This is a genomic window from Streptomyces sp. NPDC002602, from assembly GCF_042889445.1.
In the GTDB taxonomy this organism is placed as follows: domain Bacteria; phylum Actinomycetota; class Actinomycetes; order Streptomycetales; family Streptomycetaceae; genus Streptomyces.
Map to the genome: position 1 here is coordinate 288,156 of NZ_JBIAQX010000005.1, position 12,770 is coordinate 300,925.

Genomic DNA, 12,770 nt, shown 5'->3' on the forward strand with positions numbered 1-12,770 from the left:
CTGGCGAATGTTGCGGTTCAGCCCTTGGCGACGGCGCGCAGCCGGTCCACCACGTCGGCCCGCAGGTCCGCGGGTCCCAGCACCACGACGTCCGGGCCGAACTCGACCAGCCAGGCGTCCAGCCCGTGCCCGTACGGGATCTCCAGCTCGTCCCAGCCCTCGGCCACGCCCTCGCGCACCCCGGTGGCCTTGGCCCTCAGCGGATACCCCGCCCCGGTGCGCAGCCGGATCAGCGCGGAACGGTCGGCGCTCTCGCCGGCCCAGCTCGCGACGGTCTCCCGCACGGTCACCACGTCCGGTACCTCCGCGGTGTACTTCGCCGCCCGGGAGCGGACCTTGCCGGTGATCCGGGAGAGCCGGAACACCCGCTCCGCACCGCGGTCCCGGTCGAAGCCGGCCAGGTACCAGTGACCGCGCCAGCACTCCAACGCCCACGGCTCGACCTGACGGGTCTCGGGCCTGGCCGCTGTGGACTTGCGGTAGTCGAAGACCACCGGCCGCCGGTCGCGGCACGCCAACATCAGCGGCTCGAACGCCGCCTCGTGCACCGGGATCCGCGGCTCGATCGCACTGTGTTGACCCTCGTACGGGTCGCCCGCCTCGGGCATCCCGCCCGCGCGCAGCTTCTGCAGGGCGCCGCTGGCCGCGCCCGCCAGACGGGCCTGCTGCCAGACCTTCGCCGCCAACCCGAGGGCGGCGGCCTCCTCGGCGTCCAGGGAGACGGGCGGCAGCCGGTTGCTGTCCCGACGGGCCAGGTAGCCCGTGTCACCGTCCAGGTTCTCCACCGTCTCGATGACCAGGCCGAGTTCCCGCAGGTCGTCCTTGTCCCGTTCGAACATCCGGTTGAAGGATTCGTCGTTGCCGGCTTCCATGTAGGCCTCGATCGAACCGCGCAGCTCGCGCTTGCTGAGGGGCCGTCGGGTCCCCAGCAGACACAGCGCCAGATTCATCAGCCGCTCGGCCTTGGCAATCGCCATCGACGCCCTTCCGCCCTTCTCGACGCACACCCCCGGCGTACGCGTACGCGCACGGCCTCGTGACCGTTGACCGTACCGTCCCGGCGGTCCCCCGCAAAAGCGAGGGCCCCCGCCGTCCGGCGGGGGCCCACAGCTGTCACGACCGAGGGATCAGGCGTCCATCAGGTCACAGACGAAGATCAGCGTCTCGCCCGGGGCGATCAGGCCGCCACCCGCGCCGCTGTCCCCGTACGCGAGGTGCGCGGGAATGGTGATCTTGCGACGGCCACCGACCCTCATGCCCTGCACACCCTGGTCCCAGCCCTTGATGACCTGGCCGACACCGAGCTGGAACGCCAGCGCGGAACCGCGGTTCCAGGAGGCGTCGAACTCCTCGCCGGTGGAGAACGCCACGCCCACGTAGTGGACCTTGATGAACGCGCCGACCTTGGCCTCGGCGCCGTCGCCCACCCAGATGTCCTCGATCACGAGATCGGCGGGGGCAGCGCCCTCGGGGAAGTCGATCTCGGGCTTCTCAAGCTGGTCACTCACGGAACTGCTCCTCAAATCTACGAACCGGGGCCCCTCCCGGCCTGAGCCGGGAAGAGGACCGCCCCAGTCTTACACTGCTCCGACGATGTCCACGACGAAGGCGAGGGTGGAGTTGGCCGGCAGGTCCTCACCCTTGGCCTGGTCCTTGTAGGCCATCTCCGGCGGAATCACCAGCAGGACACGGCTGCCGACCTTCTTGCCGACCAGACCCTTGTCCCAGCCCTCGATGACCTGCCCCTTGCCGATCGCCGTGGAGAACGGCGAGCCGGTCTTCCACGAGGTGTCGAACAGCTTCGCGGCGTCCTTGCCCTGGTTCGGCGCCCACGCGGCACCGCTGTACTGCATGTAGACCGTCTGGCCGTTCTTGACCTCGGGACCCTTGCCCTCGATCAGGACCTTGTCGACCAGCTCCTTCGGAGGGTCGTTCTTCGGGATCGTGATCGTGGCGGCCTCGTCCTTGTCCGCCTTGACCTGGGGCAGGTCCGACGGGATCGGCGCCTGCGTGCCCTCGGCCTTCTTCGGCAGGGTCGAGTCGATGTCCATCACGAAGACCAGGTTGTCGGTCGGACCGACCCCCAACTGCGGCTGACCCTTGTCACCGAACGCGGCCGCCGGAGGCGCGACGACCAGCACACGGCTGCCCACCTTCTTGCCCACCACGGACTCGCTGAACAACGGCAGGATCTCCGGGGAACCGGCGGTGACGACGATCGGCGCGCCGCCCTCGTCGTAGGACCCGTTCAGGTCCTTGCCGCCCTTCCATACCTTGCCCGTGTACTTCGTGACGACGAGATCGCCCTTCTTGATCTCCGCGCCCGACCCCTCCTTCACCGTGCTCACCACGAACTTGCCGCTCGGGTCGCCCTTGGGAACGGTGATCTCCGCCTTCTTCCCGGCCTCACCGGCGACGGTGGGCATCGGGTCCGCGGACGCGACCGCCTTCGGTACCGAGGGCTGCGAGGCATCGGCCGACGGGGACGCGGAATCCTTCTTGTCCTTGTCGTCGCCCCCTCCACAGGCCGCGGTGAGCATCAGAGCCGGCACGATGAGCGCGGCAGCAAGTCGGCGTCGCACAGTGGTCCTCAGGGTCGCTGGAATGGTCCGTCGTAGCGGCCACTCTACGGCCAAGCACCTCGCCGACAAGGTGGCGCCGTGCGAAGGGCCCCGCACGCCACTGCGCACGGGGCCCTCCCCAGCCGGACATCACATCCCGGCGATCAACTTCTCCACCCGGTCGTCCACCGACCGGAACGGGTCCTTGCACAGCACCGTCCGCTGCGCCTGGTCGTTCAGCTTCAGGTGCACCCAGTCGACGGTGAAGTCCCGCCTCTGCTCCTGCGCCCGGCGGATGAAGTCACCGCGCAGCCGGGCCCTGGTCGTCTGCGGGGGCACCGACTTGCCCTCGAAGATCTTGAGGTCGTTGCAGATCCGCGCCGCCTGCCCCTTGCGCTCCAGCAGGTAGTACAGACCGCGCCGACGGTGGATGTCGTGGTACGCGAGGTCTATCTGGGCGACCCGCGGGTTCGACATGGTCATGTTGTGCTTGGCCCGGTACCGCTCGATCAGCTGGTACTTCATGACCCAGTCGATCTCGGTCCCGATCCGGTCCAGGTCCTCCGCGTCGATCGCGTCGAGCGTGCGACCCCACAGCTCCAGGACCTGGTCGACGACACCGGTGCGGATGCCCCGACGCTCGGCGAAGTCCACGGCCTTGTCGTAGTACTCGCGCTGGATCTCCAGGGCGGAGGCCTCACGACCGCTCGCCAGGCGCACCTTGCGCTGCCCCGTGATGTCGTGACTGACCTCACGGATCGCCCGGATCGGGTTCTCCAGGGTCAGGTCCCGCATCACGGTGCCCGCCTCGATCATGCGCAGCACCAGATCGGTGGCCCCGACCTTGAGCAGCATGGTCGTCTCGGACATGTTCGAGTCACCGACGATCACGTGCAGCCGCCGGTACCGCTCGGCGTCCGCGTGCGGCTCGTCCCTGGTGTTGATGATCGGCCGGGAACGCGTCGTGGCGGAGCTGACGCCCTCCCAGATGTGCTCGGCCCGCTGGCTGACGCAGTAGACCGCGCCCCGAGGCGTCTGCAGCACCTTGCCCGCGCCACAGATCAGCTGGCGCGTGACGAGGAAGGGAATGAGGATGTCCGCCAGACGGGAGAATTCTCCGTGCCGCGCCACGAGATAGTTCTCGTGGCAGCCGTAAGAATTACCCGCCGAGTCGGTGTTGTTCTTGAACAGGTAGACGTCGCCCGCGATTCCCTCCTCGTGCAGGCGGCGTTCGGCGTCGACGAGCAGGCCTTCGAGAATGCGCTCGCCGGCCTTGTCGTGGGTGACCAGTTCGATCAGGTTGTCGCATTCGGGTGTTGCATATTCCGGATGCGAACCCACGTCGAGGTAGAGGCGGGCGCCGTTCCGCAGGAAGACATTGCTGCTGCGGCCCCATGACACAACACGGCGGAAGAGGTAGCGCGCCACTTCGTCAGGAGACAGTCGGCGCTGTCCCCTGAACGTGCACGTGACGCCGTACTCGTTCTCCAGCCCGAAAATGCGGCGGTCCATGACTGAACATTACGCCTTCTGCCCTCTTCTGAAACCGGGTTCGCCGGCGCCGTTCCGATCAGTTTCTGATCAGAGGGTCCGCGGAGCCCTCCTCCGAGCCCTCCGCGGCAGCCCCGCCGGCGCCCGCCACGACCCCACCGCGCACCGGGGCGGCGAGCACCCGCTGAGTGGCCATCAGGACCACCAACGCCGCCGCGCCGGCCACACTCGCCACCGCGAAACCGGCCCTCGTGTCACCCAGTTCCACCGCCGGCCCGGCCACCGCCGTACCGATCGCCGCACCCACCCCGAAGAAGGTCACCAGCCACGAGAACGCCTCCGTCACCGTGCCCCGCGGAGCGTGCCGGTCCACCACGATGAACGCGCACGCGATCGCGGGCGCCAGGAACACACCCGCCAACGCCGCCAGCGCCGTCATGCCCACCGGCCCGGGCGTGGACATCAACGGCAGGTAACAGACCGCGAGCAGCGCCACCAGCATCCGCAGCCGCCGCTCCGCGGCCCCCGCCCACTGCCGGGCCCCGTAGACCACACCGCCCACCAGCGCGCCCAGACCCAAGGCCGCCATCAACCAGCCGTAGACCGCCTGGCCCCCGTGATCATCGGCATACGCCACACCGGCCACCGTGATCGAACCCAACGCCGTGCCCACGAAGAAGAACGCGCCCAACAACGCCAGCAACCCCCGCGAGCGCAGCGCGCCCAGCCAGTGGGCCTCGCGCGGAGCGGAACGCCACGTACGGGAGGGCTCCGACACCACCACCGACAGCGCGCCCAACACACCGATGCCATTGATCACCAGCAGCGCCACCGCCGGATCCCACAGCGCGACGAAGAGCGTCACCAACAGCGGACCGACCGTGAACATGACCTCCTGCGCCACCGCGTCCATGGCGTACGCGACGTGGACCCGCTCCTCCTTGCCGCCGAGCACCCCCGGCCACAGCGCGCGCAGCCCACCCTCCAGCGGAGGCGTGAACAACCCCGCCACGACCACGGCCGCGTAGGCCACCGCCACCGACCCCGTCCCGGCGAGCGCCAACCAGACCATGCCCAGCGCGGAGACCACCGCGGACGGCAACTGCACGCGCGGCTGCCCGTACAGGTCCACGGCCCGCCCCAGCAGCGGCTGCCCCACCGCGTTCGCCACCCCGTACGCCGCCGCCAGGGCGCCCGCCAGGCTGTAGCTGCCGCCCTCCGCCCGCGTGAACAGCACGATCGCGATGGCTGCGGTGCCGTTGGGCAACCGCCCTATGAGCGTGCCCACCAACAGCCTCGCGGCGTGCCTGGTCTTGAGCAGCTCCGCGTATCCCGCGGCCATGTCCGCCCCCTCCTGCCCGGAACCAGCCCGGGGTAATACGTATAACTTGACGAGTCATACGTACCATGTCCCCAGTCCGCGGGTCCACCCGCCGAACCACCCCCCACCCCCATGACCTGCGACATCGGGAGCCCCCTGTGACGAGACCCACCAGCCGGGACGTCGCCGCCGCCGCCGGAGTCTCCCAGGCCACCGTCTCCCTCGTCCTCGGCGACAAATGGCGCGGCCGCGTCTCCCCCCGCACCGCCGACCTCGTCCGCGAAACCGCCGCCACCCTCGGCTACCGCCCCAACCTCGCCGCCCGCAACCTGCGCCTCGGCTCCACCCGCACCGCCCTCCTCGTCGTCCCCGCCCTCACCAACGAGTTCTTCGCCCGCGTCTACACCGGCGCCGCCCGCGTCGCCGCCGAACACGGCTTCGGCGTCGTCCTCTACCCCTCCCCCGACGGCACCGGACCCGCCCGCGACCCCTTCGCCTCCGCCCGCGCCGCCCTCGACGGAGTCATCGCCTCCTCCATGGCCGCCGACGCCCTCGACGCCCTCGGCCGCGAAGGCCTCCCCCTCGTCATGCTCGACAGCGACCCCGCCTCCGACACCGCGGCCGCCCACGTCAACCTCGCCATGGCCGACGGCATGCGCCAAGCCGCCACCCACCTCCTCGACCACGGCCACCGCCGCTTCCTCCACCTCGCCTCCGCAGTCGACTCCTGGACCTTCGACATCCGCGCCAAGGCCCTGCCGGCCCTCCTGGGCCCCTCCACCGAACTGCGCACCATCCGGGCCCCCCTCACCGTGCACGGCGCCCGCACGGCCATGGAAGCCCTCCTGAGGGCACCCGGGCCCCGACCCACCGCCGTCATCTGCGACGACGACATCCTCGCCGCCGGCGCCTGCAAGGCCGCCCGCCGCCTCGGCCTGCGCGTCCCCGACGACCTCTCCGTCACCGGCTTCGACGACCTCGCCCTCGCCACCGCCGTCGAACCCGAACTCACCACCGTCCGCCTGCCCGCCGAACGCGTCGGCGAGCAGGGCATGAGCGCCCTCCTCGCCGTCCTCGACGGCACCCCCTGGTCCGCCCCCGACATCCCCGTCGAACTCGTCGTCCGCGACTCCACCGGCCCCGCCCCCGCCTGAACGCGAAAGAGCCCCGACCCACCGCGAACGGCAGACCGGGGCCCCTCCACACACACGACCTACTCGGCGTCGTCCTCCGGCACCTCGTCGTTCGACACGGCATCGGCCTGCGCCGCCGCCGGCACGTCCGCCTCCAACAACCGCGCCAACTGCCGACCGCGGATCCGCTTGAACTTCCGCTGCTGCGCCCGCGTACGGTCCAGCACCGCGACCTCCAGCCGCTCGGCCGGAATCGCCTTGTCGGCGCCGTTCGCCTGACTCGACAGCGCCTGCACCGCCAACTTCAACGCCTCGGACAGGGTCATCCCGTCCCGGTGGCGCTGATCCAGGAACGTGCTGATCTGCTCGGCGTTGCCGCCGACCGCGACCGAGCCGTGCTCGTCCACGATCGAACCGTCGTGCGGCAGCCGATAGATCTGGTCACCCGCGGCCGTCGGCCCGACCTCGGCCACGACCAGCTCCACCTCGTAGGGCTTCTCGCCCGCGCTGGAGAAGATGGTGCCCAGCGTCTGCGCGTAGACGTTGGCGAGCCCACGGGCCGTCACGTCGTCGCGGTCGTAGGTGTATCCGCGCAGATCCGCGTAGCGCACGCCACCGATCCGCAGGTTCTCGTACTCGTTGTACTTGCCGGCGGCCGCGAAGCCGATCCGGTCGTAGATCTCGCTGAACTTGTGCAGCGCGCGGGACGGGTTCTCCCCCACGAACACGATGCCGTCGGCGTACTGCAGCACGACCAGGCTGCGACCGCGGGCGATGCCCTTCCGGGCGTATTCCGCCCGGTCGGCCATGGCCTGTTGAGGTGAAACATAGAACGGAGTCGACACCGGCTGACCGTCCCTTTCTTCTGGGCTCCTACGAGGCGACGGATGGTCAGAGCAGGGCGGCGCGCGGGCCGTCGGGCTGCTCCAGCCGACGGTCGGTCACCGAACGGGCCAGCGCCTGCGACTCGTCGTCGCTCAGCCTGCGGAAGCCCTCGTCGGTGATGACGGTGACAATGGGATAGATGTGACGGTAGAGATCCGGACCACCCGTCGCCGAGTCGTCGTCGGCCGCGTCGTACAGCGCCTGGACGACCAGCGTGGTGGCCTGCTCCTCCGTCAGGTCGGGACGGTACAGCTTCTTCATGGACCCGCGGGCGAAGATCGAACCGGACCCGGTGGCGGCGAACCCGTGTTCCTCGGACCGACCGCCGGTCACGTCGTAGGAGAAGATCCGACCCTTCTCCTTGGCCTCGTCGTAGCCCGCGAAGAGCGGCACCACGGCCAAGCCCTGCATCGCCATGCCGAGGTTGCCGCGGATCATGGTGGACAGGCGGTTCGCCTTGCCCTCCAGCGAGAGGGTCGCCCCCTCCACCTTCTCGAAGTGCTCCAGCTCCAACTGGAACAACTTCACCATCTCGACGGCGAGGCCGGCCGTACCCGCGATGCCCACCGCGGAGTACTCGTCGGCCGGGAACACCTTCTCGATGTCCCGCTGGGCGATCATGTTCCCCATGGTCGCCCGCCGGTCACCGGCGAGCACCACACCGCCGGGGAACGTCGTCGCGACGATCGTCGTCCCGTGCGGCGCCTCGACGACACCGTCGGGGAGCTTGCGGTTCCCCGGCAGCATCTCGGGCTGGTGCGCCCCGAGGAAGTCCATGAAGGACGAGGACCCCGGCGTCAGGAAGGCTGCCGGTAGACGCCCTGTGCTACGAGTGTTGGGTTCCACAGGTTTCCTTCCACGTAAGCGGCTGCACGCCTTGTGACGTCCGGCCGATCCTTGAACTGCCCCAAGGCCGCGTTGCAGCTGAAGCACAGCACGCCTCGGACCTTACCCGTCTGATGATCGTGATCCACATGCTCGGCCGGACCGGTTCGGCACAGCGGACACGAACCGCCCTGCGCCTCGATCATCGCGTCACGCTCGGCCTCGGTAATGCCGTATTTGCGTTTGAAGTAGCTCGCCCGGTTGCGCTGCGTCCTGCAAACGCGGCAGTAACTGGACCAACCGTCCGAGATGGTCTTGTTCCGCTCCCATTCCGAGTGCGGCTTGGCCTCCCGACACTGGGGGCACCACTTGTGGCCGGACGGTACGGTCACCTTCTCCCGTACCGTCCTCCCCTGATCTCCGCCAACTACCGCACGCCCCCGCCTGCGATGCGAAGGTCAGACGGCCTTACTGGCCACCTTTCTGAACGAACGACCGCACGAAATCCTCGGCATTCTCCTCGAGGACATCGTCAATCTCGTCAAGTACCGAGTCGACGTCGTCGGAGAGCTTTTCCTGGCGCTCCTTGAGGTCGGTCGATTCCTCGACCGCCGCCTCCTCGACCTCCTCGGTCGAGCGCGTCGCCTTCTGCTGTCCGCCGCCGGTGTCCTTGGTCGCCATGTCTACCTCACCCCGCTCGGTTCGCACGCTCATGTCGAGAGACCCCGGATTCGGGATCTCTCAAGATCAGACCCTACGTCGGACCCTACAAGGAGGTCCCGACATTCGTCCCGGTACTTTCACAACGTCCGGGTGGCTTCATGATTCCCTCGGCGGGGCCTTTTCAGGCCCCTTCCCGGCACCGGAATTGCCTCAGCGGCCCGAGAGCACCCGCACCAGTTCCTCCGCCGTCCGGCAGCGGTCCAGGAGCTCCTTCACGTGGGCCCTGGTGCCCCGCAGCGGTTCCAGGGTGGGGACCCGCTGGAGCGAGTCGTGGCCCGGCAGGTCGAAGATCACCGAGTCCCAGGAGGCCGCGGCCACGTCGTCGGCGTACTGCTCCAGACAGCGGCCCCGGAAGTAGGCCCGGGTGTCCTCCGGAGGCTTGACCTCGGCCCGTTCCACTGCCGTCTCGTCCACCAGGCGCTTCATCTTGCCGCGGGCCACCAGACGGTTGTACAGGCCCTTCTCCGGCCGTACGTCCGCGTACTGGAGGTCCACCAGGTGCAGCCGGGCGGCGTCCCAGTCGAGGCCGTCCCGGCGGCGGTAGCCCTCCAGGATCTCCCGCTTCGCGATCCAGTCCAGCTCGCCCGACAGGCTCATCGGGTCCGTCTCCAGCCGGCCCAGCACGTCCTCCCACCGAGCGAGGACGTCCTTGGTCTGCTCGTCCGCGTCGGACCCGAAACGCTCGTCCACGTACTTCCTGGCCAGCTCGAAGTACTCCATCTGGAGTTGTACGGCGGTCAGTGTCCGCCCGCTGCGCAGGGTGATCAGGTGGCCGAGGTCGGGGTCGTGGGAGACCTGGTGCAGGGTGCGTACCGGCTGGTCCACGGCCAGGTCCACGTTGATGAACCCGTCCTCGATCATCGACAGCACCAGGGCGGTGGTGCCGAGCTTGAGGTAGGTGGAGATCTCCGACAGGTTCGCGTCGCCGATGATCACGTGGAGCCGGCGGTACTTCTCGGCGTCGGAGTGCGGTTCGTCCCGGGTGTTGATGATGGGCCGCTTGAGGGTGGTTTCCAGGCCCACCTCGACTTCGAAGTAGTCCGCGCGCTGGCTGATCTGGAAGCCGTGCTCGCGGCCGTCCTGGCCGATGCCGACGCGTCCCGCGCCCGTGACGACCTGCCGGGAGACGAAGAAGGGGGTCAGGTGGCGCACGATGTCCGAGAAGGGGGTCTCCCGCTTCATGAGGTAGTTCTCGTGCGTGCCGTAGGAGGCGCCCTTGTTGTCGGTGTTGTTCTTGTAGAGGTGGATCGGCTGGGCTCCGGGGAGCTGGGCGGCCCGTTCGGCGGCCTCGGCCATGATCCGTTCGCCGGCCTTGTCCCAGAGGACGGCGTCGAGCGGGTGGGTGATCTCGGGCGAGCTGTACTCGGGGTGCGCGTGGTCGACGTAGAGCCGGGCGCCGTTGGTGAGGATGACGTTGGCGAGGCCGATGTCCTCGTCGGTCAGCTGGCTGTTGTCGGCGGCCTCGCGGGCGAGGTCGAAGCCGCGGGCGTCCCGCAGCGGATTCTCCTCCTCGAAGTCCCAGCGGGCGCGGCGCGCCCGGTGCATCGCCGCCGCGTAGGCGTTGACGATCTGGGACGAGGTGAGCATGGCATTGGCGTTCGGGTGCCCCGGGACGGAGATCCCGTACTCCGTCTCGATCCCCATTACTCGCCGTACGGTCATGCGGCCCTCCTTGCCCGGCGGCGCTCCCGTTCGGGAGCGGCGCTCAAGTACCGCTGGTGCTCCGGTGCGTTTGGTGCGGTGCCCGTCCCCGCACTGCGCGACCGGCGGTACGGAAGAGCCTAGAACCACTGCGCGCTGGTGGGGAGATCATTTCAGTCATTGAATTTGCCTTGTCACCGGCTGAAAAGCAGTCGGCATAAAGCAGTCGGCTGCGGGTGCCCTTGGCCGGGCACCCGCAGCCGCCCCGCTTTGTCAGAGGTACTGACCGGTGTTTGCCACCGTGTCGATGGAGCGTCCTGTGTCCGCGCCTTGCTTTCCGGTGACGAGTGTGCGGATGAATACGATCCGCTCGCCCTTCTTTCCGGAGATGCGGGCCCAGTCGTCCGGGTTGGTGGTGTTCGGGAGGTCCTCGTTCTCCTTGAACTCGTCCACGCACGCCTGGAGGAGGTGGGAGACGCGGAGGCCCTTCTGCTTGTGCTCGAGGAAGGCCTTGATGGCCATCTTCTTCGCACGGTCCACGATGTTCTGGATCATCGCGCCCGAGTTGAAGTCCTTGAAGTAGAGGACTTCCTTGTCGCCGTTGGCGTACGTGACCTCGAGGAAGCGGTTTTCCTCGGTTTCGGCGTACATCTGCTCGACGACGGTCTGGATCATGCTGTGGACGGTGCCGGCCCTGGAGTCCTGGTGTTCGGACAGGTCGTCCGTGTGCAGGGGCAGGGTCGCCTTGAGGTACTTCGCGAAGATGTCCTTCGCCGCCTCGGCGTCGGGGCGCTCGATCTTGATCTTCACGTCGAGACGGCCGGGGCGCAGGATGGCCGGGTCGATCATGTCCTCGCGGTTGGAGGCGCCGATGACAATGACGTTCTCCAGGCCTTCCACGCCGTCGATCTCGGCGAGCAGCTGGGGGACGATGGTGTTCTCCACGTCCGAGCTGACGCCGGATCCGCGGGTGCGGAAGAGGGATTCCATCTCGTCGAAGAAGACGATGACGGGGGTGCCCTCGCTGGCCTTCTCCCGGGCACGTTGGAAGACGAGGCGGATGTGCCGCTCGGTCTCGCCGACGTACTTGTTGAGGAGTTCGGGGCCCTTGATGTTGAGGAAGTAGGACTTTCCGGCGGGCTGGCCGGTGACCTCGGCGACCTTCTTGGCAAGGGAGTTGGCGACGGCTTTGGCGATGAGCGTCTTGCCGCAGCCGGGAGGACCGTAGAGCAGGATGCCCTTGGGGGGCCGGAGTTCGTGTTCCTTGAAGAGGTCGGGGTGGAGGTACGGGAGCTCGACCGCGTCGCGGATCAGTTCGATCTGGTCGCCCAGGCCGCCGATCTTGTCGTAGTCGATGTCGGGGACCTCTTCGAGGACGAGTTCCTCGACCTCGCTCTTCGGCACCACTTCGTAGACGTAGCCGGAGCGGGGTTCGAGCAGGAGGGCGTCGCCGGGGCGGATGGTGATGTCCAGGAGCGGCTCGGCGAGCCTCACCACCCTTTCCTCGTCGGTGTGCCCGACCACCAGGGCGCGCTCGCCGTCCTCGAGGATTTCCTTGAGGGTGACGATGTCCCCGGCCCGTTCGAACTCCATGGCCTCGACCACGTTGAGTGCTTCGTTGAGCATGACCTCCTGGCCGCGCCGGAGGTCTTCCGGTTCGACGCTGGGGCTCACGTTCACGCGAAGCTTTCGACCTCCGGTGAAGATGTCGACGGTGCCGTCCTCGTTCGCCTGAAGGAAGACACCGAATCCGGCCGGCGGCTGGGCGAGCCGGTCGACTTCTTCTTTGAGGGCCACGATCTGGTCGCGGGCCTCACGGAGGGTATTCGCCAGTCGTTCGTTCTGCGTGGATACGCCGGCCAGATTCGTCTGGAGCTCGACGATCCGCTCTTCGAGAATCCTCGCGTGCCGCGGGGAGTCGGCGAGCTTGCGTCGCAGGACGGCGATTTCCTGCTCGAGATAGGCAACCTGGCCGGCGGGGTCATCAGACCCTCGCCCGGGCCGGATGCCGCGGTTGATGTCGTCGTCGTGGGCTGCCACGGTCCTCACCTCCTCCAAGGGGAGCTGGACGCTTCCTGACCCTACCTGGGCTGGTGGTGATTGAAACCCCTAGATCACAAAGACGGTAGAGGTGTGTCCGATCTTCACCCTTGCGTACTCCCTCACGCCTAGGAAATACCCACCCAGCGA

The 12,770-nt window shown here is 68.3% G+C and carries 11 protein-coding genes and 1 pseudogene; 1 reads left to right on the forward strand and 11 read right to left on the reverse strand.

The window, feature by feature from the left end; all coding sequences use genetic code 11:
* Window positions 1-17: 17 nt before the first annotated feature.
* From ACFYW3_RS17505 to ACFYW3_RS17525, 5 genes and pseudogenes are all read right to left on the reverse strand, one after another.
* Complete coding sequence (locus ACFYW3_RS17505; RefSeq protein WP_351752029.1) at window positions 18-977, reverse strand: WYL domain-containing protein; 960 nt, start codon at window positions 975-977, stop codon at window positions 18-20.
* 150 nt (window positions 978-1,127) lie between these two features.
* On the reverse strand, window positions 1,128-1,508 hold the full coding sequence (locus ACFYW3_RS17510; protein ID WP_351375537.1) for an FKBP-type peptidyl-prolyl cis-trans isomerase: 381 nt from the start codon (window positions 1,506-1,508) through the stop codon (window positions 1,128-1,130).
* 69 nt (window positions 1,509-1,577) lie between these two features.
* Window positions 1,578-2,582 carry an FKBP-type peptidyl-prolyl cis-trans isomerase gene (locus ACFYW3_RS17515; RefSeq protein WP_351375540.1) on the reverse strand — a complete coding sequence of 335 codons (1,005 nt, stop codon included), beginning with the start codon at window positions 2,580-2,582 and terminating at the stop codon, window positions 1,578-1,580.
* A gap of 129 nt (window positions 2,583-2,711) precedes the next feature.
* Complete coding sequence (gene pafA, locus ACFYW3_RS17520) at window positions 2,712-4,073, reverse strand: Pup--protein ligase (RefSeq protein WP_053678744.1); 1,362 nt, start codon at window positions 4,071-4,073, stop codon at window positions 2,712-2,714.
* A 9-nt stretch (window positions 4,074-4,082) separates the two neighbouring features.
* Window positions 4,083-5,394: pseudogene (locus ACFYW3_RS17525) on the reverse strand (MFS transporter).
* Between the two features lie 137 nt (window positions 5,395-5,531).
* Here ACFYW3_RS17525 and ACFYW3_RS17530 point away from each other — a divergent pair.
* Window positions 5,532-6,527 (forward strand): LacI family DNA-binding transcriptional regulator, encoded by a 996-nt coding sequence (locus ACFYW3_RS17530; RefSeq protein ID WP_351752028.1) that lies wholly within the window; start codon window positions 5,532-5,534, stop codon window positions 6,525-6,527.
* A gap of 59 nt (window positions 6,528-6,586) precedes the next feature.
* On the opposite strand, the gene prcA is transcribed toward ACFYW3_RS17530, so the two are convergent.
* The 6 genes from prcA to arc form a co-directional block, all read right to left on the reverse strand.
* Entirely contained in the window at window positions 6,587-7,351 is a 765-nt protein-coding gene (gene prcA, locus ACFYW3_RS17535; protein ID WP_078998917.1) for a proteasome subunit alpha, read from the reverse strand.
* A gap of 46 nt (window positions 7,352-7,397) precedes the next feature.
* Window positions 7,398-8,237, reverse strand: coding sequence for a proteasome subunit beta (gene prcB / locus ACFYW3_RS17540; RefSeq protein ID WP_351752026.1), 840 nt, complete (start codon window positions 8,235-8,237; stop codon window positions 7,398-7,400).
* Window positions 8,189-8,608, reverse strand: a complete 420-nt coding sequence (locus tag ACFYW3_RS17545; RefSeq protein WP_389386688.1) for an endonuclease VII domain-containing protein — start codon at window positions 8,606-8,608, stop codon at window positions 8,189-8,191. The genes prcB and ACFYW3_RS17545 overlap by 49 nt, the downstream gene beginning before the upstream one ends.
* Before the next feature lie 76 nt (window positions 8,609-8,684).
* A complete protein-coding gene (locus ACFYW3_RS17550) occupies window positions 8,685-8,897 on the reverse strand; it encodes a ubiquitin-like protein Pup (protein WP_030016348.1) in 213 nt (70 codons plus the stop codon).
* A gap of 192 nt (window positions 8,898-9,089) precedes the next feature.
* Window positions 9,090-10,601, reverse strand: coding sequence for a depupylase/deamidase Dop (dop, locus tag ACFYW3_RS17555; RefSeq protein WP_389386689.1), 1,512 nt, complete (start codon window positions 10,599-10,601; stop codon window positions 9,090-9,092).
* 252 nt (window positions 10,602-10,853) lie between these two features.
* Window positions 10,854-12,620, reverse strand: a complete 1,767-nt coding sequence (arc, locus tag ACFYW3_RS17560) for a proteasome ATPase (protein WP_351752020.1) — start codon at window positions 12,618-12,620, stop codon at window positions 10,854-10,856.
* Window positions 12,621-12,770 lie beyond the last annotated feature (150 nt).

Coding starts and splice junctions, on each gene's coding strand:
- ACFYW3_RS17550 (WP_030016348.1), bottom strand. CDS start 8,897: ATGGCGACCAAGGACACCGGCGGCGGACAGCAGAAGGCGACGCGCTCG.
- pafA (WP_053678744.1), bottom strand. CDS start 4,073: ATGGACCGCCGCATTTTCGGGCTGGAGAACGAGTACGGCGTCACGTGC.
- ACFYW3_RS17505 (WP_351752029.1), bottom strand. CDS start 977: ATGGCGATTGCCAAGGCCGAGCGGCTGATGAATCTGGCGCTGTGTCTG.
- dop (WP_389386689.1), bottom strand. CDS start 10,601: ATGACCGTACGGCGAGTAATGGGGATCGAGACGGAGTACGGGATCTCC.